Source organism: Paenibacillus lacisediminis (assembly GCF_046567315.2).
On the sequence record NZ_JBKIAX020000004.1, the window covers coordinates 506,036 to 531,164 of the forward strand.

General features: G+C 55.2%; 21 protein-coding genes. All 21 read right to left on the bottom strand.

Going from position 1 to position 25,129, the window contains the following annotated elements; translation table 11 throughout:
• Positions 1–4 precede the first annotated feature (4 nt).
• Complete coding sequence (locus tag ACLD72_RS11030) at positions 5–4,483, bottom strand: hypothetical protein (RefSeq protein ID WP_410997054.1); 4,479 nt, start codon at positions 4,481–4,483, stop codon at positions 5–7.
• A gap of 25 nt (positions 4,484–4,508) precedes the next feature.
• Positions 4,509–5,396 (bottom strand): glycosyltransferase family A protein, encoded by an 888-nt coding sequence (locus tag ACLD72_RS11035; RefSeq protein WP_410997052.1) that lies wholly within the window; start codon positions 5,394–5,396, stop codon positions 4,509–4,511.
• Positions 5,362–6,588: a glycosyltransferase family 4 protein gene (locus tag ACLD72_RS11040; protein ID WP_410997050.1), complete on the bottom strand. Its 1,227-nt coding sequence runs from the start codon at positions 6,586–6,588 to the stop codon at positions 5,362–5,364. Before ACLD72_RS11040 ends, ACLD72_RS11035 begins: the two co-directional genes overlap by 35 nt.
• Entirely contained in the window at positions 6,569–7,813 is a 1,245-nt protein-coding gene (locus tag ACLD72_RS11045; RefSeq protein WP_458475757.1) for an oligosaccharide flippase family protein, read from the bottom strand. Before ACLD72_RS11045 ends, ACLD72_RS11040 begins: the two co-directional genes overlap by 20 nt.
• A gap of 4 nt (positions 7,814–7,817) precedes the next feature.
• Positions 7,818–8,948 (bottom strand): glycosyltransferase family 2 protein, encoded by a 1,131-nt coding sequence (locus ACLD72_RS11050; RefSeq protein WP_458475758.1) that lies wholly within the window; start codon positions 8,946–8,948, stop codon positions 7,818–7,820.
• Between the two features lie 1,016 nt (positions 8,949–9,964).
• On the bottom strand, positions 9,965–10,528 hold the full coding sequence (hxlB, locus tag ACLD72_RS11055) for a 6-phospho-3-hexuloisomerase (protein ID WP_410997047.1): 564 nt from the start codon (positions 10,526–10,528) through the stop codon (positions 9,965–9,967).
• 94 nt (positions 10,529–10,622) lie between these two features.
• Positions 10,623–11,258, bottom strand: a complete 636-nt coding sequence (hxlA, locus tag ACLD72_RS11060; RefSeq protein WP_410997045.1) for a 3-hexulose-6-phosphate synthase — start codon at positions 11,256–11,258, stop codon at positions 10,623–10,625.
• 220 nt (positions 11,259–11,478) lie between these two features.
• The gene (locus ACLD72_RS11065) at positions 11,479–12,477 is read right to left on the bottom strand and encodes a dihydroxyacetone kinase subunit DhaK (protein WP_410997033.1); all 999 of its coding nucleotides are present in this window, start codon (positions 12,475–12,477) and stop codon (positions 11,479–11,481) included.
• Between the two features lie 13 nt (positions 12,478–12,490).
• The gene (gene dhaL, locus ACLD72_RS11070) at positions 12,491–13,135 is read right to left on the bottom strand and encodes a dihydroxyacetone kinase subunit DhaL (RefSeq protein WP_410997031.1); all 645 of its coding nucleotides are present in this window, start codon (positions 13,133–13,135) and stop codon (positions 12,491–12,493) included.
• A gap of 6 nt (positions 13,136–13,141) precedes the next feature.
• Positions 13,142–14,323 (bottom strand): mannitol dehydrogenase family protein, encoded by a 1,182-nt coding sequence (locus ACLD72_RS11075; protein WP_458475759.1) that lies wholly within the window; start codon positions 14,321–14,323, stop codon positions 13,142–13,144.
• Between the two features lie 39 nt (positions 14,324–14,362).
• Positions 14,363–15,214, bottom strand: coding sequence for a PTS system mannose/fructose/sorbose family transporter subunit IID (locus ACLD72_RS11080; RefSeq protein WP_410997027.1), 852 nt, complete (start codon positions 15,212–15,214; stop codon positions 14,363–14,365).
• Between the two features lie 5 nt (positions 15,215–15,219).
• A complete protein-coding gene (locus ACLD72_RS11085; RefSeq protein ID WP_410997025.1) occupies positions 15,220–15,969 on the bottom strand; it encodes a PTS mannose/fructose/sorbose/N-acetylgalactosamine transporter subunit IIC in 750 nt (249 codons plus the stop codon).
• A 3-nt stretch (positions 15,970–15,972) separates the two neighbouring features.
• A complete protein-coding gene (locus tag ACLD72_RS11090) occupies positions 15,973–16,467 on the bottom strand; it encodes a PTS sugar transporter subunit IIB (RefSeq protein ID WP_410997023.1) in 495 nt (164 codons plus the stop codon).
• On the bottom strand, positions 16,461–16,880 hold the full coding sequence (locus tag ACLD72_RS11095) for a PTS sugar transporter subunit IIA (RefSeq protein ID WP_036625494.1): 420 nt from the start codon (positions 16,878–16,880) through the stop codon (positions 16,461–16,463). Before ACLD72_RS11095 ends, ACLD72_RS11090 begins: the two co-directional genes overlap by 7 nt.
• A gap of 31 nt (positions 16,881–16,911) precedes the next feature.
• Positions 16,912–17,703 (bottom strand): SDR family oxidoreductase, encoded by a 792-nt coding sequence (locus ACLD72_RS11100; protein WP_410997021.1) that lies wholly within the window; start codon positions 17,701–17,703, stop codon positions 16,912–16,914.
• A 227-nt stretch (positions 17,704–17,930) separates the two neighbouring features.
• A complete protein-coding gene (locus ACLD72_RS11105) occupies positions 17,931–18,683 on the bottom strand; it encodes a GntR family transcriptional regulator (protein WP_410997020.1) in 753 nt (250 codons plus the stop codon).
• A 221-nt stretch (positions 18,684–18,904) separates the two neighbouring features.
• Complete coding sequence (locus ACLD72_RS11110) at positions 18,905–19,363, bottom strand: hypothetical protein (protein WP_410997018.1); 459 nt, start codon at positions 19,361–19,363, stop codon at positions 18,905–18,907.
• 16 nt (positions 19,364–19,379) lie between these two features.
• On the bottom strand, positions 19,380–21,572 hold the full coding sequence (locus ACLD72_RS11115; protein WP_410997016.1) for a prolyl oligopeptidase family serine peptidase: 2,193 nt from the start codon (positions 21,570–21,572) through the stop codon (positions 19,380–19,382).
• Between the two features lie 451 nt (positions 21,573–22,023).
• Positions 22,024–23,013, bottom strand: coding sequence for an ABC transporter ATP-binding protein (locus ACLD72_RS11120; RefSeq protein WP_410997014.1), 990 nt, complete (start codon positions 23,011–23,013; stop codon positions 22,024–22,026).
• A complete protein-coding gene (locus tag ACLD72_RS11125) occupies positions 23,010–23,987 on the bottom strand; it encodes an ABC transporter ATP-binding protein (RefSeq protein WP_410997005.1) in 978 nt (325 codons plus the stop codon). Before ACLD72_RS11125 ends, ACLD72_RS11120 begins: the two co-directional genes overlap by 4 nt.
• A 218-nt stretch (positions 23,988–24,205) precedes the next feature.
• Positions 24,206–25,129 (bottom strand): ABC transporter permease, encoded by a 924-nt coding sequence (locus ACLD72_RS11130; RefSeq protein WP_410997384.1) that lies wholly within the window; start codon positions 25,127–25,129, stop codon positions 24,206–24,208.

The following is a 25,129-nucleotide window of genomic DNA, read 5'->3' on the forward strand; positions in this document are numbered from 1 at the left end:
GGTTTTACGAAAAAAACCGCCTTTGGCCTTGTTGATAATTCTTATGGAAGAACAGCCTGCCAAACGCAAAAATACATACCGCACCAACCGCCATGCATAACACTAGCAAAACGATTCCAACTAGATAGAAGCGGCGGAGAATCACGACGATCTTGCCGCTTCCGCTCCCGCTCGTGATGAACCCGGTCGTTACCCCGTTTACGGCGATGCGAGCCCGTTGCTTCTCTCCGTTCAGTTCAAACTCCCACAGCGGATGGGGCGACTCACTCTCATTGATCAGCACCTGCTCATGCTGCGGATTGTGGAGCGTGAACTTGCGGCTCATCGCATCTACGCGCTGAACCGTCACCTCGGGCGGATGCGGCGGAGAGGTGAAAAAGGCTTCGCTGCCGTCCCCTTCAAAAAGAATAAATTGATCGAGCAGAATCATGTCCTTATACGGAATGACTGAATAATTTTTCATCCGGAACAATCCTTTGTCCCGGCGATCCCCCTTCGCCAGCACTTGAATCCGCATCCCCGCCGCCCCTTCGGGCGCGGTAAAGATCTGCTCATAATGGTTCCACTTGTTTTTGTAGCTCTCTTCGACTTCATCAACGTAAGAAGTGGCAATCACTTCATCTTGATCGTTAAAAAACACCACTTTCAAATGCCGGCCGGGAGCATTCTCCGATACAGCGTCAAAGCTTACCAAGTACTCTCCATTCGCTTCCGCGGGCATCAAGGCGGATTCATAGGTGTACCAGGCGCAGGAAGCGGTGGGCGAATAACGGATTTCCAGCTGGCCCTTCGCAGCTTTCAGCTCCGAGCGGCCCAGCGGGATACGGACGCACGCCTCTTCCGCGCCCGCCGGCGCATCCGGCGGCATATCGGACGGCGCATCCAACGGAGCATCCGCCGTAGCGGCCGCCGCTTGCACCGCTTGGCCGGATGCACGCTTCGGCAGCTGAAAATCCGCCGGCGAGCTCAGCGACGGAACCGAACTGTCAAACACGATCGACAGCGTATAAGTTCCTTTAGCCAAGTGCAAATCCCGGATTTCTTGGCGCCCGTAATCCGTCAATACCTCGGGCAAGCGAAGCAGCTTTTTGGTGAAGGTCTCCCGCAAATGATCGGTTTCGACCACCGTATCCTCTGCTCGTAGTATACTCGGGCCTGCCGCTTGTACGGTGCGTTTTATCACTTCTCCGGTCGCCTGATTGGTCAAGGTTACCGTCAACTTGCCGCGGTGACCGGACGGCAAATTGGCCAGCAGCGCCGCCGAATAATCGCCGTCCCGCAAAATTTCCACGGTTCTGCGCAGTTCTCCTTCCTGATAGCTGATCCCGCGGCCCAAGCTCAATTTCGGGTATGCCCTTTCGCTTTGCACGTTCCCCAATCCCATAAAATCGTGCTCCGCCTCCAGCACCAAAAACAGCTTGGCCCGTTCGATCGCCCGCTCCACGGGAAGCGCCAGTTCCTCCCGCTTCTCGTCAGGAACAATCGCCAGCGTATTGACGGCATTAAATCCCTGAACATTGGTTACCGAAACATTCACCTCCCCCTGCGGCAGCAGATGCTGTCCCAAGTCCACCCATTGAAACTGATTGATGCTGTCGTCTTTGGTCGGCACATCGACCGTCCCGTCCGGCAGCGTAACACGGATGCTCCCCCCCGCTTTGTTGACCAGCACCCGCGCGTAGATCCGCGATAGCTGCTGCTTGTCCATCGTTTTATGCATGACAAAAGTGTTTGGTTTCTTATACGCCCCGAGATCGGCCAGATCAATCGCATGTATCCGCCAATAGGTATTTTGCTCCGGCCGCTGCCGGGTCAAAAGGTCGATCCGCATCCGCGCGGTGCCGGGCGGTGTGATAAATTCCCCGTAAAAGCGGGCCCCGTCAAAGTCGCTTTCCGTCGTGGGAGCGACAACATAATGGATGCCGAGCTCATTTTTGTTTTCATCGTAAAAACGGACCTTGAAATGCAATTGGTTTGTCCCCTTGCCTGACGCCGTTATGGAAAATTGATACGGGTTGTTTTCCTTCGCCTCCAGTAAACCCGATTTGGCCACCTGCCAGATGTTCTTCGGTTCTCCTTTCATAATCTCTCCGTACAGTTTGGGCAACCGCTCCGCCGTACTTGAGGGAGCCGCCTGAATCTTGAACAGGTCCGGGTTATCGGCGGTAAAAAATTGGTTCCCGCTGAGCATGCCGTCAAGATCAAGCACCGTCTTCCCTTTGATCCGGTCCATCATATAAGGAGCGACATCCAGCTTGCTGGTAGCAAAAGTAACGGCGGTACCGGCGTTCAGGTCCATATCAAAAGGATAATTGCCGATATTTTGCGAGGCCAAATACCACAGCCAATCATTGTTGGAAACCAGCGTTTTCGACCATTTCAGATAAGCGTTCCCGTCCTCGATGGCATCGAACGGACGCAAGTAGTATTCAGCGGGAAGCTGGGACAACATCAGATCATCAAAGGAAGCGGCCTCCAGATAATCCCCTTGGTTCACGGTCGGCAAAATCGGCAGTGAAGGGTTTAAGCCAGTGAACAGCACCGCGAAAGCGGAGAAGTCGAAACCGGGTTGATGACTGTAGCTTTCCATGCGGCTGAAGCCGTAAGGCGTTACCACCTTGCGCGGGACGACATACATGTAGGGCAGCGCATGTTCCAGCCGATACAATGAGAAATATTGGTTATTGTACGTATTGTCCAAGCCTTCCTGCATCTTCAGCAGCTCTTGGTTAAACGCCTGCCGTTCTTCCTGTCCGGCGTATTCCTGATGATAGACAAGCTGGTCGATGCCGAAGGGCGCAAACAGCTTGCCCAGCTTGCTGCTTAGCCCGTTATCCAGCAAGTATTGAAGAAAATTCATATAATACGTAATGCTCGGCGCGTTCCCCTCATGGTGAAACAAGGTGTTTTTGGGCGAAGAATAGACCTGAAAGTCGCCGGTCGCTTTTTCCATGAACGTATTTCCTTGATTCCACTCCGGTGTAGCTACACCGTTATAGCTCTGAATCATATTGTCGGCGATAGGGAAATAAAGCGCCTTGCTCCCGAGTTGCTTAGGATCGGTCAGCTTGGCGGCCAGTTCGCCGTATTCCGCGGGAATTTGCACCGGCTTGTAGTAGCCTTTAATGAACTCTTCGCGCAGCGGATTGACGTAAATCCATAAACAGCCCAGCACAATGAGCACCCCCGCCGTTCTCACAACACAGGAAACGCGCGGCGGCTTAAGCCACTCCAACGCCCGGATGACGCCAAAGGACAAAAGCACGCTGAAATTGACGGCGAGAAGTCCGACGATTTTGTTCGGATCGCGGAACATCGTGCCGATGATCGGCGTCTTGGTCACCAGCAGGACAAACGCCTTGGCAAACAACGGGATTTTAACCCCTGTCGCCACGAGCGCAAACACCATCGTCAGCAGCGTAAACATCAAAATGATGGAAAACCGGCGTGACGCCGTCAGCATGCTTAGGGCGATCAGCGCCAGCAGCACGCCGCCGCCAACGTAGAAGGAGAGCGGCAAGCGCTCCAGCGGAAACATCGGCCACCAGTAGCTGATGAAGTACAGCACATTGACCAGGCTGCTGTTCCTGCTGAAAAGGGACAAGGTGTCGACCACATTGATGTTGTTCTGGGACACCTGCGCATCCATCAAGATGCTGCCGAAATACAGGGACAGCCAATAGAAGCTGAGCAGCCCGAAAAAGAGGCCAAAGATCACTCCTTTGAGCAGAAAGTTCCGGTACAGCACCTTAAGTACGGACCAGCCGCCGCTGCGGTAAACCCAGCCCAGCTTGATCGCCAGTAACACCGCAAACATCCCCAAATAGATCAGGCCGTAAAAAAAGTAGTGGATCGCCGCCGCGCTGACGGTAAAAACGATGGCAAGCAGAAACAAGTCAACCACGTTGCGGCGGTACAGCCTGCGAACATCGTAATTTTCGATCCGCTGGCGCTGAAATTTCGGATCAAACGCGCTGAAGAACAGCATCAGCACAAGCGGGAACAAGCTGTAGCCGCACAATAAATAAATGTGCTGAATGCGAAACACAACCCAAGGGTTAAGCGCGTAAAACAGCGCCCCCGGAAGCAAGGCCATCATGCGTACCAGCGTAAAGTCGGCGGAATAGTACACCCCAACCAGCCGTTTCGTAAACAGGTACATCGACAGCGCCGATACCAGCAGCAGACAGGTGACAAATGACTTGAGCAGGACGGGGCCGCTTCCTCCAAAGACAAGAGACAATGCATAAAACGGTAAAATATACAGCAGTCTCGGCGCGTTGAGCAGGGTCGACGTAGACCAGCGCTCATTCCAAACGCCGACAATTTCCTCCATGTAACGGTCCGAACGGCCGCCAAAAGCCAAATCGCTGAACACGATTTGCCCCCGGCCGTAAATGGGCGCCAGAAACAATAAAACAATCAGCAGGATCGCTCCGGCGGCGATCAAATCGTAGCGATATATGTAAATCCACCGCTTCACTGGTGTCCTCCTCTATCCGCGGCAGCTATTTGCCCCCCAACAACCGTGATTTCAACAAAGCTGCGATTCCAATAAAACTTAAGCACACATACATATACAACATGGCGGCGGTCAATACCGGATGCTTGGCATATTTCCGCAGGTTGGCCGGACGGTACAGCACCGGACGGAAGAAATACCAGCGTTCCAGCGCTTTGCGGAAGCCTCCTGGCTCGGAAGTCAACGTACGGTCCATCACAGAAAAATAGTAAGCTTTTTTTCTGAGCAATTCGCGCAGCAGCACTTTTTTCTCATCATGATAGAGTTTGCCGAACGTCGCGCGCCGCACAATCCCGCCCTGCTCAATATAGCGGAGGGTGGGCTGAATCTCTTCAAACGAAATCTGCTCCGCCTTAAATCCCCCGGTACAGAGATAAGCTTCCATTCTCCAGAAACGCGCCGCCTCGATCGACCTTTTTCCCAGCTCTTCCCCGGCATTGTTGACGACATTCCGTTCAAACACCTTGACTTTGGAAAAAAAATTGCCGGCATGCGTAAACGCCTGTTCAGGCACCACAAGCGCGCCTACTTCCGGATGAGCAGCGAAGTAATCGATCCCGCCGCGCAGCAAATGATCTTCCAAAATCATGTCGGAATCGATCACGAGCAAATAATGGGCGCCCGCTTGGCGTGCCGCTTCCACTGCCTTGACCCGGGCCACGCCGCGTTCGCCATGCGGCAGTTCGAGCAGGGTAACGGGATAGGGAGCAGCGGACGCCTTGCTGCGGATGGCCGCGACCGTATCGTCCGAGGAGCCGTCATCCGCGATAAAGATTTCCAGTCCGGGGTAGTTTTGGCGCATACAGCTGTCCAGACACGCCTCCACACTAGAGGCATTATTATACGTCGTAAACACGATCCCCGCTTTCTTCATAATGCTGTTCTCCTTTCGTCAAGCTGTCCATCCAGCGGCCGAACACGGCTCCGGTATTGTTGAAATGAAACTGGCGCGAAAATTGATGCGCCCGCTGGCGGATCGCTTCATATTCGTCGGGGTTTTCGACCACTCTTTGCATTTGCGCCGCCAAACCGTACACGTCTCCATGGATTGTCAAATAGCCGCATTTGCCGAAATCGGTCGCGTCAATCAGTCCCGCCGTGTTGCTGACGATGCTCGGCGTACCGACCGCAGCGGCCTCCGTCACGGTCAGCCCCCAGCCCTCCCGCTGCGAAGGAAAAACAAGCGCGTGGCAGCGGCTCATCAGCTCCAGCTTCTTCTCCTGCGAGACAAAACCGTGAAAGAAAACGTCCGCCTCCAGCGCGATTTCCTTACGGTCGTCCGTTTCCGCGCTCCGTAAGCCGTACTGTTCCATCAGCGGCCGCAGCTGCTTTTGCACATACGCCTTGTCGGTTTTTCCGGCGATCCACAGCACCGCGTAGGGGTATTTTTGCTTGAACTGCCCGAAAGCCTGAATCGCCAGATCGATGCCTTTATATTGGACGAACCGCCCCACATACAGAAACGTAGGCCGCCGCTGCTTGGGCAAAAAGCGCTGCTCGGGCCAATGCTCGAATTCGATCCCTTCGGGAATGATCTGGATCCGGCCGGGCTGAAAGCCCAGCTTCACCAAATCGTTGCGGGTCGAGGGAGAAACCGTCAGCGCCCGGTCTTTTCTGGCCAAGCGGAGCAGCAACGGCTCCAGTACATAACCGGCGGCGCCCAGCAGCGGACCCAGGTTTTGCAGCCAGATTTCTCTCGTTAGCTGGTGAATGAAAAAGATGCGTTTGGCCCCCGGCACCCAAAACCGGGTGAAAAACTGGTGGGTATTGCATTGATTGACGACAAAATCGATGGTTTTGCGGTGACGCCAGTAGTACAGCATCGCATGCACGATCACGCTAAACGTATTGCCGGCTCTCAGGTAAGTTACACCGTCCGCCTCTTCCCGCGTTTTGGCGCCGGGGAAACGCGGCGAAAAATGAATAAAACGCAAGCGCGGATTCGCCGAGCGCTTTAGCATTTCATGCGTGAATATCTCCGCCCCGCCGCTTTTAGGAGAGAAGACATCCCGCCACGATAGCAGCAAAATGACCGTTTCCCCGGAATTACTGCGGATATTTCTCATACATAGCCCTCCCCTTTATCCGTCTAAAGCCCAGCGCGGCATCGGCGGCAAAACCGGCCGCAAACACCCCGTATACGGTAAGCTGCGCCAGCTGCAAATCTTCCGGTGTGCGGTGCCGGAGGCCGAAGCATAGCAGCAGCGCCGCCGCCCCGGCCGCCAGCCACAGCATAAAACGTCTGCGCCCGGTCAGCACATGCAGATGCGCGAAAAACAGCACGGCCGCCAGCAGCCAGTACACCGCGCCTCCGAGCGGAAGATACCGCTCTGCCGCCTGATAGCCGGGACCGAACAGCAACGGGATGGACAACGGAAACAACCAGGCGGAACCGGCATAAACAAACCCCGCGCAGCTCAGCATAAATCCCCCGAACAGTAAAACCAGCTTCCTTAGCGCGGCGCTGTCTCCCGCCTTTGCACCAAGTTTGGGCACAAATGCCGTGATCACGCTGAACGCCACAAAATAAACAAGCTGGCTGTACTTGAGCGCAATCGCATATGCGCCGGCAGCGGCCGGTAAATAACGCTGCACGGCGAGCATATCAATCGACGTGAAAAACAATATGAACAGATTCATGAGCAGCGTGTCCATCCATTCCCGGCCCAGGCTCTTCAGCGGTTTGCCGCGAAGCGAACCGTCCGCGGCGGATGCGGGTCCGGCGCTTTTTCGTTCCGTAAGCCAACCGTGCACAAGCGCTAAAATCATGCCCGCGGCAAGCGCCAGCATCAAGCTCCAGACTTCCAGCCCCAACGGGACACAAAGGAAGATGACAGCAAGCTTGCCGCCAACCTCGAGGTAAAAATTGACGTTCAGCGCCAGCATCCGCTCGCGCCCTTGCATGCTCCCTCTGAACAGGCTGACCAGAATATGCATGGACACCACTGCGTACAACAGGATCAGCGCTCCGCTGTCCACGTTGAGCAAGTGAACGAGCAGCGGATGGACGCCGCCCAGCGCAGCAAAAACAGCGGCAGCGGTCAGCGCCGGAACAAGCGCTCCCCCCGGAAACCCGCCGCCGGCTTCGTTTTGCGAAACAAGCTTGGCCGCTAGCAGCTGGACGGATAAGCCGAGTACGGACAGCAGCGCGAACAAAGCCAACAGCGCGTTGACCTGCCCGTACTGATCCTGGGTCAAATACCAGCTTGCGGCCATATGGAAGAAGAAATTGAAGGCATTCAGCAGCACATTAAACAACGGAAAAACGAGCGCACGCCATCTCCGCAGCATAGGGCTACCTAATCCGCCGATCAAGGCGCCAAATATCCACCAGCGAGCGCACAAACCGGACGGAATCCCGCCACACCTCGATGTGCGAGCCGTCGCGGTCAATACACTCGACGGGCAGCTGCAGCACCCGAAGTTTGAGCTTCTTGGCGATGAACATCATTTCCAAATCAACGGCCAAGCCCAGCTCTTCTTTTAAATGCGGGAATATCCGCCGCACGGCGACGGCGCTCATCACCTTCAGACCGGTCTGCGAGTCGATGACTCCCGCGGGCAAAAAGGGCTTGGACACAATCTGTTTGCATTTGCTGATCCAAAACCTCAACCACGGCCGGTTCTCCGCGGAGTTGTCTTTTGTGCCGATGATGATGTCGTAATAGCCCATTTTGACAATATTGATCATCCGGGCAATATCCTCGATAAAAAAGGAATCGTCGGCGTCCACAAACACAAAATAATCCGCTTCGATGGTGCGCATCCCTTCAAGATAGGTGCCGGCCTTGCGGGTATTTCTCCCCAATTTTCTGGCGTTCACCAACGGAATGACGTTTTCGTTATCATTATCGTTGATCCGGCCTACCGCCAGGTTTGTCTCCCGCTCAATCCCTTCAAGCAGTTCCAATGTCCGGTCCTCGCTGCCATCGTCGATCAAATAAATCGAGCCCTCGATGAGATGGGCCTGAATATAGGTCTGCAGACGTTCGCAAAAGCGGCGCACATGCCTAAAGCGCTGTTCTTCATTGTAAACGGAGAGGATAAAAGCGGTATGCGGGCCTTCCGAGAGAAACTCCGGATGGAAATGCCGCTGAATTTCCATTAGCAGTTTGCTCCGGTAATTCTCTTTCCAATGGATCAGACTGATTCTTCCCACCCCGCGAATACGGATGAGATCATTATCGCTTAACGCGGCTCCCATATCTGTGATGATCAGCAAAGTAACCTCCGGCAACGAAGCGCGGATGGTATTGGAGGCGGCAATAGCCCGTTCGGGGTCCGCATAATCGATAATGCAGCAAAGCACGGGTTGAAGCAGGATGTCCGCGCGCGGTTCTGCGAAATATTTAACCGCATAAAAACGGTCAATTTCCGTAAACGAAATTTTTCTCTCGCGGTCCGTGAAAATTACGATATCTCTCACAATGAAAACCTCCATTACCTTTCCTTTCCATTGTGCGAAATGAATTTTAAAAAGATTTGTGTCAAAATATAAAGGAACTATGAAGTTTATTTGCGCTTTTTTAACAATTTATGAGCTTATTTGATAAGATAACTTGCGAACCCTGGCGGAAAATTGTTGAACTATCGGCGCCGTAAACGAGGACTGCCCCATCCTGGAGCCACCAGGCCGATGTTCGTATCTTGCGGTGAGGAGTCATGGGGGCGATTTGGGGCAAAAACCCCGCTTTTTTACAGGATGAAATAAATCGGTCGTAAACCTTGGGAGAATAACTTGACGCGCCGCGAGGCATCCACGAGCTGGAGCGTATCACTTAACGCAGCCCGGAGCGGTAATCAAGAAAGATTACTTGAGTTTAGGAGGGGAACAGGTAGTTTGATTGGAAAAAATCCAATAGATTGACGGAAACCATACTCCTTTTTGAACTCTCATTGGAAAAATTCCAATAGATTACGCCCAAATCTCCCGTTTTCCGCCCTGCCGAGCCTCATCTATTGGAAATATCCAATCAAACGGCTGTATTTTCCATTCAATTTCCAATTCTATTGGATATATCCAATGGCAATGTCATCTGTAAGAAGGACCGCTGGAACGAATTCCTCCGGCGGTCCCTTTGATGGGCAAAACAAATCTCTACTGGAAATAGAGACAATTTGTGTACTTATTTTGAGATTACCCCCCTCCTGGGCAAAATAGCGGAAATTTTCGTCGTTATTTGGGGATTAAGCTGGGAAAAAGCATCTGTTTGACGCCATCTATCTAAAATAGCGATCAAAAATTCCTTTATTTCTGCTGTATACCCTTTTTGGGAGGAAATAGGTCCATTTTTCACCGTTATTTCCAGGAACTTTACAAAAACGCAGGCCGTGGGTTCTCCCCCGTACCCACAAAAAGCCCTTAAATCTCCCCGAGGGTGATTTAAGGGCTTTTATTGCGCAATATTCAACTATCCGAGGACCCGACGCCCGAATCCTGCTTTACTCCAGATTGGCATGGCGGGCGAACATGTCTTCGTCGGTTTGTCCGGTCTCCCGCTTCAAGTCGATGATGATGCTGTCGTAGATCAGCCAGCTTAGCTGTTCGAAGGAGGAGCCTTTGGTTTGGATCGACGCCGCTTTGCCCGCTTCCCGGTCCACCTTGGAGGTGACGCCGGGAATTTTGATGCAGGCCGAAGCCAAGGAACCGATCGTGTTCGCCGGAAAAATCGTCAAGGTGGCCAGCGTCGCCCCCTGGTCGAGCGCCTTTTGCGCCATTGCCTTCAGGCTGGCCGTTTCGCCGGAGCCGGAGCCGATGATCAGCAGATCGCCCGGCTGAATCGACGGTGTCGTCGGTTCCCCGACAAAATAAGCGCTAAACCCCAAATGCATCAGGCGGTTGGCGAATCCCCTGGCGGCGAACCCGGAACGGCCCGCCCCCGCCACGAACACGCGCTTGGCCTTGGCAATCAGGTCCTTAACCGCTTCGACCTCCCCACCGTCAACCTGCTTTGCGTCCTCCGCAAGCTCTTCCAATATCGCCAGCAAATTACCGCATGGTTTCATTACCGCATCTCTCCCTACGTTTTCACTGTATTCCCCATCTTCATCAAACTTACTTACTTACTTACAATTCAACTCACTATCCTCACAAGCATTTTCACACTCTTCGCGCCATTGCTTCTTTAATCAGCCGCGCTTCCTTGACCGGGTCGGCCGCATGGGTGATCCCCGTTCCCACGATGATGATGTCGGGTTCGAGCGCGACATATTTGTCGATCGTGCTGCTGTTGATGCCGCCAGCGACGGCGATTTTGGCCGATTTGGCATGGGCCTTCATCACCTTCAGATCATCGATCGGCCGTCTGCCGGCCGCCTGTTGATCAGCCCCCGTATGGACAGCCAGCACATGAACGCCTAAGCCTTCGAGCTCGTTGATTTTGTCCGGCAGATTGTCCACGCAAATCATGTCGACCACCAGTTGCTTGCCGAACTCGTCCGCCGCCTTCAGGCAGGCTTGGATCGTCAGCGCATCGGTAACCCCAAGCGCCGTTACATATTCGGCCCCGGCATCGAAAGCCAGTTTCGATTCAAAAAATCCGCCATCCATAATTTTTTCGTCGGATAAAATTTCTTTGTCCGGAAAACGCTCCTTAAACGTTCTGACCGCGTTCATGCCTTCGGCGATGACGAACGGGGTGCCGATTTCGATAATATCGATGTAGTCCTTCACCTTTTCGGCAAATTCCAGCGCTTCCTCCAGTTTCAATTCATCCAATGCCAGTTGTAGTTTCATCTTCCTATCCCCTCTCCAATTTTTAGAGGTTGTTCAAAAAGTCATCTTTCCATGACGAAGCAGCTCATGAAGTGGATCGGGCGTCGAATCTTGAATTCAGCCGGGCCTTCCGTTGCTCACGTAGGCTCACCTACGCTCCGCTACTCAGTCCCTAGCTTCATCCAACCTTCTCGGTCCTGAAAACCTGACTTTTTGAACTACACTATTTGAACTCGCACTATTAGTATTTGACGGCAGGGCATTGCCCCGGATAATCCAGGAGCTCCTTCAATTCCTCGTCCAGGCGCACAATCGTGAGCGACGCGCCGTTCATATCCAGAGACGTGACGTAATTGCCGATAAACGTGCGCTCGATCCGGTGCCCTTGTCCCGTCAGGATCTCTGCTACTTTGTCGTAAAGCACATACAGTTCCATCAGCGGGGTAGCGCCCAAACCGGACAGCATGACAGCCAGGTTCTCCGGCCCGCCAAAGTCAAAATCCCGCAGGATGGCTTCGGTCATTTCCGCGGCGATTTCGTCCGCCGTCCCCAGCGGCTGCACCCGGATCCCCGGCTCGCCGTGATGGCCGATCCCGAACTCCATTTTTCCTTCCTCAATGGTGAAATTGGGGGAACCGGCCGCCGGAATCGTGCAGGAGCCAAGCCCGACGCAGATGCTGCGGGTGTTGTCGACGGCTTTTTGCGCAGCGGCTACAACTTCATCCAGCGAGCCGCCCAGCGCCGCCCGCGCGCCCCCGGCCTTCCACATGAACAGGCCGCCGGCGATGCCGTGCCGCTTCTCCCGGGTTTCCGGCGGAGAGGAAGCGATATCGTCCGTGGCGGTGACATACTTCACGGTAATCCCTTCGTCTTCCGCAAGCTGCACCGCCATTTTGACGTTCATGTTGTCGCCCGCGTAATTGCCGAACAGGCAGGCCACCCCTTGGCCGGAATCGGCTTCGACGATGGCGTCAAAAAACGATTGGGCCGGCGGTGAAGCGAAGACCTCGCCAATCGCGGCCGCATCGGCCAGCCCTTCGCCGACATAACCGAGAAAAGCCGGCTCATGGCCGCTGCCGCCGCCGGTGACAATGCCTACCTTGCCCTCCACCGGGGCTTGTATTCTCTTCACCACCCGGTCATTGCGGTTCGAAAGTTTGACCGTATCTCCATGGGCTTTGACATATCCTTTCAGCATATCGTCCACGATCAGATCGGGATGGTTTACAAAACGCTGCATTCTTATGCCCTCCTTAACCGGTTTTGGCCAGCCGGAGAGAAGCTTCGGCCAAGGCCTCCAGAATGATATAGCAGGAAGTTGCGCCCGCGTCCTGATGCCCGATCGCGCGGTCTCCCAGGCGGCTGCCGCGGCCGAGTTTAGCCGCCATCCCTTTCGTCGCTTCGAGCCCGCTCCGCGCGGCTTCCCGCATCTGGCCCAGACAAGCCTCCAAATCGCCGCCGGCCGCGGCTTCCTCATATGCCCGCACCGCCGGGTCCAGCACATCGATCAGCGTTTTGTCCCCAACCACGGCGTCCGTCAACATGGCGATCCGGTCGTAAGCCTTCCGCAGCATGTTCCCCATGACCACCGCATCGATGATCGGCTCATTTTTGGATGCCATGGCCAGGCCGCGGAAGAAACCGCCGTACAATGGGCCCATTGAGCCGCCGATTTTACCGACCAACACGGTGCTGATCGTAAGAAAACCTGTGCTCATATCGGTGTCAGGCTGCTTGCTAAGCTCCTCGCCGGCGATGGAGAAGCCTTTGCTCATGTTGATGCCATGGTCGCCGTCTCCCACTGCGGCATCGACCCGGCTCAAATAATCCCGGTTGGCGCAGACCGCTTCAATGACCGCGGATACAACGGCGAAACCCGCCCGGTTCGTAAATTTCATACTCGTTCATCCCTTCTCTTCCCAGCGCTGCCGCTTGATCCGGGACAGCTCTTCGTAATGGTGCAAAATGGCCTGGTGTAAACGGGTTGTCTCCGCAATCCCGGTATAGCGCGTTATCGCCGCGCCGATACCTTGCTCCGCGATATACAGCTGCACTTCCTCGCTTTGGGCATCCTCCGCGTTCCTGAACAGAAAAGCGGCGGCGATTCCCTGCAGCATCCGGTCGTTCTTCAGCCCGTAAGCCTCGCAGCCGAGGCAGGGCCCGACCAGCCGGTCATCCGGCTGCAGCTTGCGAATCGGCGAGCGGCAGACCCGGCTGATCGTATCGACGATGCCCGGCGTCCGGAAACGGGCGACGGCAAAATCGACATATTCGGCCAGCTCCCGGATCGGGAACCCGTATTTGCGCTCCAGCAGCCTCGCCGACTCCATCATCGCCTCCAGGATCTGCCGCAGCAGGTCGTCATTTTGGAATACGTCCTGAATGATCTCGTAGCCGTAAATATGGCCGATGTAGCCGGCCCAGGCATGGCCGCAATTGATGATATACAGTTTCCGCTCCAGAAATTTCTGCAGATTGACCGTATACACGGCATTTTGGATCGGGATGCTGCCGGGTTCGGCCAGCTTGTTCTGCTCGATGACCAGCTCGAAGTCTTGGCCGATGTTAATGACCTTTCTGCCTTCCCGCTCATCCTCAAGTACGAGCCGGTCAACGGCCGTATTCGGAAAAGCGGCGGTTTCCGCCAATTCTTCCGCTGACAGCCCGCCTTCGATGGAGAGCAGGCTGCTGCGCAAAATATCGGAGTTGAACATCGCGTTTTCGCAGGCGAGTATATTCACCTTGCTTTTGCCCGCCTTCCGCCGGGCCCGCAGCCCCTTCAGGAGAACGGGCGCTATCCGCGGCAGGTTGTCGGCCCATACCGAGGTCGTAATGATATCCGCATCCGCCAACGCCGCCACGGCCTCTTGCTCCTGGGTGACCGAAGAGACGGCGCACACGTGGTCAATCGTCTTCCTCGCATAGTTCTGTTCAATCACATACAAATCGTAAGCTTTGTCCCGGTTGATCTGCGCGATCATCGCGGGATCGACATCGACAAACGTAATTTCGTACCCCGACGCATGCAGCAAATCGCCGATAAAACCTCTGCCAATGCTCCCGGCTCCAAAGTGTACCGCTTTCAAAACAAGCACCTCTTTTGTGTGGCCATGAATTTTATAATCTTAAAAAATACCCGTGATGGCGCCGATGATACTAATTGCAATAATGACAAGCATGATGACCGTAAAATTTTGATTTTTCTTGTTCAACCACCAGTACAGCCCCAGCACGGCCAAAAGCGGCAGCAGGCCGGGCACGATCCCGTCGAGAATCTTCTGCAGCACGAACGGTTCGTTGCCGCTGCCGAAATTGAATTGCAACGGGGTGCTGAGCTTAACGTAGGTGGACGAGAGCGCCCCCATCATAAACAACCCGAGTGTGCTCGCGCCCGCGATCAGCTCCTTGATTCTTCCGGAGTGCAGCAGTTCCCGAATCGACGCCTTGCCGGCCCGGTACCCGTACACGGACAATCTTAGGCCGACCAGGATTTGGATCAGCGGCAGCAGCAGCAAGACAAATGGGCCGATAATACTCCCGGTCGCGGACAGCGTCGCCGCAAGCGCGAAAATAATTGGCTTCAGTGTGGCCCAGTCGATGGAGTCGCCGATCCCCGCGAGCGGTCCCATCAGTCCTGTCTTCATACCGGTGATCGATTTGTCGGTGATCGGTTCCCCTTTGGCCTTCTGCTCTTCCATCGCGATCACGATGCCGTTGACCGGCGAGCCGAACACCGCTTCCGTATTATAAAAGACGAGATGCCGCTTCAACGCTTCCTTCAGATCCTCAGGATCCGGGTACAGCTTCTTCAAAATCGGGATCATGGCCGTCGTAAATCCGAGCGCCTGCAACCGTTCGTAAGAAATGCCCATCTCCGCCACCATGTAATAGGTCAGCCAGTTTCGGCGCACATCTTTTTCGGTGATCAATCTGCCGGTTTCCTGGCCGGTTTCCGCTACATTTTGCGTTTCCGTCATTTTCCTCACGCCTCCATGTTCTTCTTATTGTTGTAATAAGTGATCAAGAGCACCGCGCACAGACCGAAGATCGCCGCCCCGATAATCGGGATCCCGCTGAACTGAATCAGGAAATAGCCGATGATAAACCAGGGAAACAGCTCTTTTTTGCCGATCACGAACATCGTTAAAGCGAATCCGAGAGCGGGCAGCAGACCTCCGGCCACGCTAAAACCGTGAACCAGCCACTGCGGAACGCTATTCATGAAGGAATTTACGGCATCGGCGCCGTACAGAATCGCGAAAAAGGGAATCGGAAAACGGAAGAAAAAGCTCAAAGCGGTAGGATAAACAACGGAAGCCAGCACGATTTTTCGGGTGTTGCCTTCTTCGGCATAGCGGTCGGCCATATGGACGAACATGACATTGATCGTTTTGCGCAATTGATCGACGAACACGCCCATGACGCCGACCGGAACGGCAATGGCAATCGCCAGCGCCGGGGTAAGATGCGACTGAATCGCGATCGGTATGGCAATGAGTCCTGCCAGGCAATCGTCGGCCGGAAGATTGGAACCCGCCGCCACCAGACCGATATACAAAATTTGCACGGCTGCTCCGATAATCATCGCTTGCTGCACATCGCCCATCATCAAACCGATGGGAAGCGCGGCGAACAGAGGCTGGCGAATCGCGTGGGTAATCGCGTAACCGACATCGGTTTTACAGATCCAGTACCATATTCCCGCAAAAATACTTACTGCCAACATTGCCATCGTCTATACCCCCAATTTTTTCAGCGCTTTATCCAGCGGAAGTTTGGTTTCCTCCGGGGTGACTTGGAATGAAACCTCCGCGCCCCGGTCCTTCAAATAAAGCAGATTGTCCGCGTCTTCCCGGTCGATGGAAATGCCTTTAACCACGGAGGTTCTGTTGCCGGCCGCGCCGAGCCCTCCGATCTGCACTTCTTTGAAAGAGATCCCCAGCTCCGCCGTCCGGCGCACATCTTCGATATTTTTGAACAACACGAGAATGCTGCCTTTATCATATTGGCCGGTCTTCGCCTGCTCTACGAAAGCGGTGATGGAAAGCACTTCCACCTTGATGCCGGGCGGAGCCGCCATGACATAAATGTCGGCCATAAATTCATCTTCGGACAGCTCATCATTGACGACGATGATCGTTTTGGCCGTAATCGTGTTGCTCCATTTGGTCACAACCTGGCCATGAATCAGTCTGAAATCGACGCGCACCAGTTTGATTCCGTTTAACATGCTGGTCCATTCCTTTCTTTAATGATTTTGGTGATGTTGCGGATGCCCTCGGCTCCGAACGCGATAATTTTGTCCTCGACTCCTTCCCATTCCCCCAAGGACCTGCGTGTTTCCGCCTCGATCAGCATCGGCAGATTGACTCCGCAGATTACGGAGTATCCATCCTTCTTGGCAAAATAAGCGCCGATATTCGACGGAGTCCCCCCGTACAGATCGGTTAGAAAAATGGAATTCGGCGGTGCCACGGCCAGCGCGTTCCGGATCGTTTCAATCAGCGTTTTGGATTCCATGCCTTCCATTAAGGAGTAGCAGTACACATCCTCCATTTTTCCGATGATCATTTCCGCGCTTCGTTTCAGTTCTTCGCCGAAGGTCCCATGGGTGATGATGATAATCCACGGCTTGGTATTCACGGTTAGCTCCCTCCAAGTTCCTTGATGTTTATTAACCCTGCGATTTACCGCCGGTAATATTCACGATGGTGCCTGAAATGTAGGAGGAGCGGCCGGACAACAGATACGTTACCAGATCGGCGATTTCCTCCAGCCTCCCCTGTCTGCCCAAAGGGATGATTTTCATATAATCGGTGGATACGCTGCCGGCTTCCATTCCCCGGGTATAGGCCAGCGCTTTGACATGTTCGGGATTGCCCATCGGTGTAGGTTCGTTGATCCCGGGAGCGATACCGACCACCCGGATGTTGAAGCGGCCAAGCTCTTTTGCCCACGATAAGGTAAAAGAATTCAGCGCGCCTTTAGTGGCGGAATAGATGCTTTGCCCTGTCGAGCCTTCCATGCCGGCTTCAGAGCTGATATTGACCACCACACCGTAATTTTGCTTGATCATCACTCTTGCGGCCGCCTGAGTGCAAAAGAACGCCCCTTTCACGTTGACGTTAAACATAAACTCAAAATCTTGCTCGTTGAACTCATGATTCTCGTCATCGTGGTAATAATCCACCAGCAATTTGGGCCGATTGACTCCGGCGTTGTTAACCAGGCCGTCAATCCGGGAGTATTTGGCCACAACTTTGCCGATCATCTCTTCCACCTGGCGCTTGTCGGTGATGTCGCACTGCATAAAATCCACGTTTCCGCGAGCGCTCCCTGAAACATCGGCGATGACGACCTGCGCGCCATGCTCGTCAAGACTTTGCACAATTTTTGCGCCGATGCCCGAACTTCCCCCCGTGACCACGATGACCTTTCCCTGCAGATTCAACCAATCGTCCTTCATAGCTGCTCCCGCCTTTCTTTTTCTACCTCTCCTCAAGACATCATGACGTCGTTATGTCTTATCGTTATAATGACACTATCTCTTCTTTTTGTCAAGCGCTTTCATTGGAAAAACGGTACAAAAAAAATAAACCGGCCGCATCCGTTCATTCCCGCGGTTGGCGGAAATATTCAAAGCGGCAGGTTTATCCTGTCCATCATACTTATTGGATATGTGTGGGAAAATGTCTAATCCTTGTATCTCAGCAGCACCCGGAACCGGTTGAGATCGCCTCTGTCCCTGGACACGGAATATTCGAACGGTCTGTCTTTGTCATCATAAGTGACCGTCTCCACCAACTGGATGGCAAAGTTCGGCTCCACCTTCAAAATCGCGGCGTCCTCGGGGCTGGCGTTGATCGCGCGGAACATCTTGTTCGCGTAATTGATTTTGAGGCCGTAATGCTCTCTTAACGTGGCAAACAAAGAAACCTCCGAGAAGTTAAACCGTTCCAAATCGGGCGCTACATCCACCGGCACATACGTCGTTACCAGTACGGATGGCTCATTTTCAATAAACCGGAGCCTTTCCAGCTTATAGTACGAGCTATGCCCCTCGCCGAAAACGCTCTTTATCGTCTCGTTGGCTTTGACCCGCTGCATGCTTAGCAGCTCGGTTCTGGCCGCCAAACCTTGCAGGCCGGCGATTTCGTTAAAGCTTCGCAATTCGGCCAAGTCCCATTGATTCAGGTTCGGCTTGGCCACAAAAGTGCCTACTCCCCTCCGCTTCTCCAAGTAACCTTCGTTGACAAGCAGATCGATCGCCTGGCGGACCGTCGTTCTGCTGACGCCGTACATCGTCATCAACTGGGTTTCGGAAGGCAAACTTTCGTTTACTTTGTATTCCTCATTGTTGATTTTTTTAATCATGTCCTCTTTGAGTTGAAAATATAAAGGAATTGGACTGTTTTTTTCCAGTTCAAAAGACGCTGAATTACCCATTTTTTCCTCCTATATAATTAATGATGTCACGTTGTCCGTACCTCTATTATACAGCAGTTGTGATTTGATGTACAAACGGTTTATTTCCGATGATTTCCATAGGGGCCCTGGTAACCGTGAACCCTCCGCTCGCGCTGAAATATTAAGCCCCCGGTCAGTTGAACCCGGCCGGGGGCTTGAGCTTGAAATGTTTTTTTACAGCACACGATGGCGCTCTTGGTTCACCGGTACTTTAACTCGATGCCGACGACAACCTGTGGTTCGGTTCCGTTCCCTTCGCTTGCTTCTTCCGCAAACACCCGCCACTGCCGGCCGATCAGGGTACGGAGGATTTCGATCTCCTCCGGTGTCAGGCGAAGACGCCGCAGCGACAAATTTTCCTGTGTGTAATCGCGATCCGCCTCCTTGCCGAAGCGGAAAGCCAACAGTCTTTTCAGCCCATTGATGTGCAAAAACTTAAATTCATAGCCGCTGTGAAGCGCTTCTTCCCAATCGTCGCCGATCTCTTCCGCCGTCCGCAGCCTTTCCGCAAAATCCATCTCCGGTTCCTTGACCTTCTTCAGCAAAAGGGAAAAATCCCCGCTCCGCAAACACGCGATAATCGCCTCGCTTGGCTCGCCGCTGGTCAACACGTTTTCCACCAGCAGCGCCACCGGAATGGATAGCTGCACATGGCTCATGTCAGAGCACTTCCTTTCACAAATATTGCCCAAACCACGCGCTCACCTGCTCGAAGCTGTCGACGCGCAACGATGGCTTGCCGCTTTTCAGCAGCGTATGGTTGGAGCCGGGATAACGGATAAGTTTCGTCGTTTTTCCATACCGCTTCAAAGCGGTGTACAGCTCCTCGGCTTGGGAGATCGGCGTGCGGTAATCATTTTCGCCGTGCAAAATCAGCAGCGGCGTTTCGATCCGGTGCGCATGGGCCAGCGGCGATTTGGACCAAAGCAGCTCCGCGTGCTCCTGCGGATTGCCGCCGATCACGCCTTCGACATACGAGATGCCGATGTCGCTCGTCCCATACATAGACAGCCAATTGGAAATGCTGCGATGCGTCACGGCGGCCCGGAAGCGCTTCGTGTGGGCGACGATCCAGTTGGTCATGACACCGCCATAGCTGCCGCCGCCAATCCCCAGCCGCGTCTCGTCGATAAAATCGAATGCGGCCAGCGCGTAATCAACGGCCTCCAGCAAATCCCGGCAGTCTCCGCCGCCGAAGTCGCCGCGGCATGCCTTGGCAAAGTCCTGCCCGTACCCCATGCTTCCACGCGGATTCACCCACAACACGGCATACCCCTGGGCGGCCAGGGTTTGCATTTCATGGCTGAACACGCCGGTGTACATCGCGTGCGGCCCTCCGTGAATCTGCAAAATCAGCGGAACCTTCGCACCTTGGGTCAGCTCGGCGGGCTTCAGCAGCCAGCCATGAATGTCTGGCCCGTCCGAAGCCTTGAACGCGATCCGTTCCGGGATGCGGACCTCAAGCTCGGCCAGAAACTCATCGTTGCGCCGCGTGAGCCGCAGTTCTTCTCCGGTCCGGACATCAACCCGGTACAGTTCGCCCGGCCGCTCGGCCGTCAAAGCGACAGTCACCACATAACGGCCGTCCGGGGACAACGTATATTGGTAGACATCCTTTTCGCCGCCGCCCGTAACCGCCTCGCAAGCACCCGTTTCGCCGATCCGGTACACGTTGACGTTGCCATGATCGGTGCCGAGCACGTACACGCCGAGCTGCGGATGGTGCGGATCATATAACGGGGACGGGCTGGCCACCGCCGACTTCATATCGCCGAGCGCGGCGTTGCCGAGCTGCATGTCTAGCCCCGGGGCGAACGGCTCCGGTGTGCCTCCCGCGGCGGGCACCTTATACAGCCGGTTATGGCTGCCGCTGCCGTAAACGCGGTCGCTGGCGATCAGCGTCAGCCGCCGGCCGTCCGGCGCATAGGCAAACTGGCTGATCAGCAAATTGGACTTTGTGATTTTTACCGGTTCGCCTACCGATTCACCGCCGCTAAGTTTCACGGTATACACATCGGCAAAATGCTGCAAATCCGCATCCAGCCGCGCATCCTCTACCCGTTTCGAGACGAATGACAAAGCTTCGCCGTCCGGCGACCAGACCGGCGCGGAAACGTCCCAGGGACCGGAGGTCAGTTGCGTGATCCGGCCGGTTTCCAGCTCCAGCACAAACAACTGGCTGTACAATCCGTCCCACCAGCCGGAGCCTTCCGCCTTAGGAGTGGTGCGCTCAAAAACGCGGCCCCGCAAGGCGGGCTGGGCGTGCTGTGCCTGATGCTGTGCCTGATGCTGCGCCTGTTCCTGTGCCTGATGCTGTGCCTGATACTGCGCCTGTACCTGTGGCTCCTCCTGTAACTGCCTTTCTCCATGCGCCTGCTGTTCCCGCTGTTCACCGTCCCCCGATTGCTCACTTCCCACGCCGGCCGGCGCCGGTTGCCGCTCCACACCCGCGCCGGCCCGGCTCATAAAAGCGATATACCGCCCGTCCGGCGACCAGACGAAGGCGTTTACGCCCCGCGTTAGCATCGTGTGCTTCACGGCCGGGCGCGATGACGGAGTCTGGTCCGACTCCGCCGACTCTCCCTCCGCCGGGACGGTATACAACTGTTTAGCGCCTTCGGCCGCGCGCAGAAAAGCCAGCCGCGCCCCGTCCGGCGACCACGCCGGCGCGGAGTCCTTGTCTCCCTCGGTCAAACGCCGGTCACCGCTTCCGTCCAAAGCGACGGCGCGGATATGCGTCACATAGTCATTTTTTTCCCGGTCTACCGTCTGGTTCACGTAAGCCACCGTGCCGTGCGGGCTGACCGACGGCTGGCTGACCCACTGGTATCCGTACAAATCGTCCGGCATAATCGGCCGTTTATTCATTCCAATCGCTCCCTTACTATAGGCGTGGGAGAGGGAAGGGGGAAGGGAGATTACTATTGCCTCTATTCCCCGGAAATAACGGTAATTTGTGTCGCTATTTCGAGATTGTCCCTCTCCTGCGCAAAATAGCGGTACTTTTAGGCTCTATTTGGAGAACAGGCTTGGAAAAAGCAGCTTTTCACCCTCGTTGTTCCGAAATAGCGGTAAAAAATTCCTCTATTTTAGCCAACCTCCCTTTTTGCCGATAATAAGAACCTTTTTTACCGCTATTTCCTCCGCAGTCTCCCCCCGTCTCCACAAATACGCAACCGCATGCCCTTCTCCCTACTCCCAAATTTTTTAATTATCACAAGAAGAACTGCCACTAATCGAGATCTGGCTTCCTGGAAATATACGCCGTTGCACATCGGAAGCATTCGCTTCCGTGCTGAAAATCCGACTTTTTGAGCGCTCAGTTCAAGCCGGATAACGGAAAATGGCAGGCCGCAAAATGCCCAGCGTCATGCTCCGCCAGCGGCGGTACCTGTGTCCGGCATAGATCCTGCGTATAAGGGCAGCGCGGATGGAAAACACAGCCCGAAGGCGGGTTCGCCGGACCCGGGATCTCCCCGGAGAGCAAAATCCGCTCCCGGCGCAGCGTCGGATCGGGCACGGGCACCGCCTCCAGCAATGCTTCCGTATATGGATGACGCGGCTGAGCGAACAATTCGTCGCGCCCGGCCAGCTCGACGATTTTGCCCAGGTACATGACCGCGATCCGGTCGCTGATATGCTTGACCGTAGGCAGACCATGGGCGATGAAAATATAAGTCAGTTGAAACTGCCGCTGCAGCTCTTTCAGCAGATTGAGAATTTGCGCCTGGATCGACACGTCCAGCGCCGATACCGGCTCATCGCAGACGATCAGCTTTGGCTTCATCGCCAAAGCGCGGGCGATTCCGATCCGCTGGCGTTGTCCGCCGCTGAATTCATGCGGATGGCGGTCGGCCAGATGCGGTCCCAGGCCAACGGTCTCCAGCAGCCGGTAAACCTCGTCCTTCAGCGCCTGGCCTTTGGCCAAACCATGCACCTGGAGCGGCTCGGCCACGATGTCAAATACCTTCATGCGCGGGTTCAGCGATGCAAACGGGTCCTGGAACACAAACTGCAAGTCCCTCCGCACTTTGCGGATTTCTTCTTCCGACAGTTCATCCAAGTCCCGGCCCTGAAAGACGATCCGGCCTTCCGTCTGTGTCTGAAGCCGGGTAATCAGCTGTCCGGTCGTCGATTTGCCGCAGCCCGACTCCCCAACGATCCCGAGCGTTTCTCCCGGCATTACCTGAAAGCTCACGCCATCGACGGCTTTGACGGCACCGCTTTTTCTGGAGAACCAGCCTTTGTTCTGGGGGTAATACTTCTTCAGCCCGTTCACTTCAAGGAGCGGCTGTTCGGTCTTATTCATGGCGACACCTCCTCCATCCGCAGGCATCTGACATGGTGGCCTGCTTCCTTGACGCGCAGCTCGGGATATTCCTTCGCGCATGCTTCCTGCGCGTACGGGCAGCGCGGCCAAAACGGGCAGCCGCCCGGCATATGAAGCATATCCGGCACGGTGCCCGGAATTGAATCCAGTTTGTCCTTATGTTCATCCAACCGGGGCAGCGAACCCAGCAGGCCGATCGTATACGGATGTCCCGGCTTGGCAAACAGGTCGAGCACGTCCGCTTCCTCAACGATTTCACCGGCGTACATCACAGCCACCCGGTCGGCCATCTCCGCCACCACGCCCAAGTCGTGCGTAATCAGGATGACGCCGGTGTTTTCCTCCCGGCTCAGCTCGGCGATCAGCCGCAAAATTTGCGCCTGAATCGTCACGTCCAGCGCGGTCGTCGGCTCGTCGGCGATCAGCAGCTTTGGCCGGCAGGCGAGCGCCATGGCGATCATCACCCGCTGCCGCATGCCTCCAGACAGCTGGTGCGGGAAGCTTCGGGCCGCTTTGGCCGCATCGGGAATGCCCACCCGCTCCAGCATCTCGATGCTTAAACGGGCCGCCTCCGCCTTGTTCACCTTCAGATGCTGAAGGATCGCCTCCCGCACCTGATTGCCGACTGTAAACACGGGATTAAGCGAACTCATCGGCTCCTGGTAAATCATCGAAATTTCATTGCCGCGAATGCTGCGCAGCTCTTTTTTGGACAGCCCCAGCAAGTTCCGGCCCTCGAAGCGGATTTCGCCGTCCGTCACTTTGCCCGGAGCGCCGATCAGCCCCATGATCGACAAGGAGGTGACGCTTTTGCCCGAGCCGGATTCCCCGACGATCGCCAAGGTCTCGCCCCATTTCACGGTGAAGCTGACGCCGCGCACGGAAGGAACCGTCCCGGCCTCCGTCTTGAAAGAAGTTTGCAGATTGCGAACCTCCAGCAATTCCGCAGTCATAGGTTTTCGCGCCACCTTTCCTTTAAGTTTTCCTTTAAGTATGAGTTCAAAAAGTCAGATTTTCAGCACCGAGAAGGTTGGATGAAGCTAGGGACTGAGTAGCGGAGCGTACGTTTTGGGTACGTGAGCACCGGAAGGCCCGGCTGAATTCAAGATTCGACGTCGAGTTACTTTCTGATTCACTTCGTGATCAAAAGCTGACTTTTTGAACTACCTCTTTAGGCTTTGGTTTTCATGCGAGGGTCCAGCACATCGCGCAGCCAGTCTCCGAGAAAAATAACGCCCAGCACGGTCACCGTAATCGCCAGTCCCGGGAACGTCGCCACCCACCAGCTTGTCGCCACATATTGTCTGCCGTCGCTGAGCATGCCGCCCCAGGATACGTCAGGAGGTTTGATGCCCAGCCCCAAAAAGCTGAGTGAAGCTTCCATAATAATCGTCGTCGCCACATTCATGCCGGAGATCACAATAAATGAAGACAGGATATTCGGCAAAATATGCTTCAGGATAATCCGCCCGTTTTTCGCCCCGACCGCTTTGGCCGCCTTAACGAAATCGCGCTCCTTGATGCTCAGGACCTCCCCGCGCACCACCCTGGTATAGGACACCCAGTTCGTTACACCGATCACAAAAATGAGCGTCGTCAGGCCCGGCCCGGCCACCGCCATCACGACCAGCATAAACAGGATGGTCGGAATCGCCATAAACCCGTCGGCCACCCGCATAATGACGGCATCGATCCACTTGCCGTAAAAACCCGAGACGAGGCCAAGCACCGCGCCGATGGCCCCAGAGACCAGCACCGCACCGATCCCGACGATCAGCGAAACCCGCGAACCGTAAACGATCCGGCTCCACATGTCCCGGCCCAGATTGTCGGTGCCGAGCCAATGTTCTTTTGTTCCGCCTTCCAGCCACATCGGAGGCTTCAGCCGGTTGAGCGGATCAACCGCGGCCGGATCATGGCCGGCCAGAAGGGGCGCGAACAGCGCCGTCAGGCACACGATCAGCACCAGCACAGCGCCGACTGTTCCGGTCTTGCTTCTCAGCAGCCGCTTCAAAATAATCCCGAAGCCGGTCCGTTTGCGCCCTTGCTCCGGTCCCGCAACCCCCGGGCCTTCCGGCACCAGACCTTGCCGCAT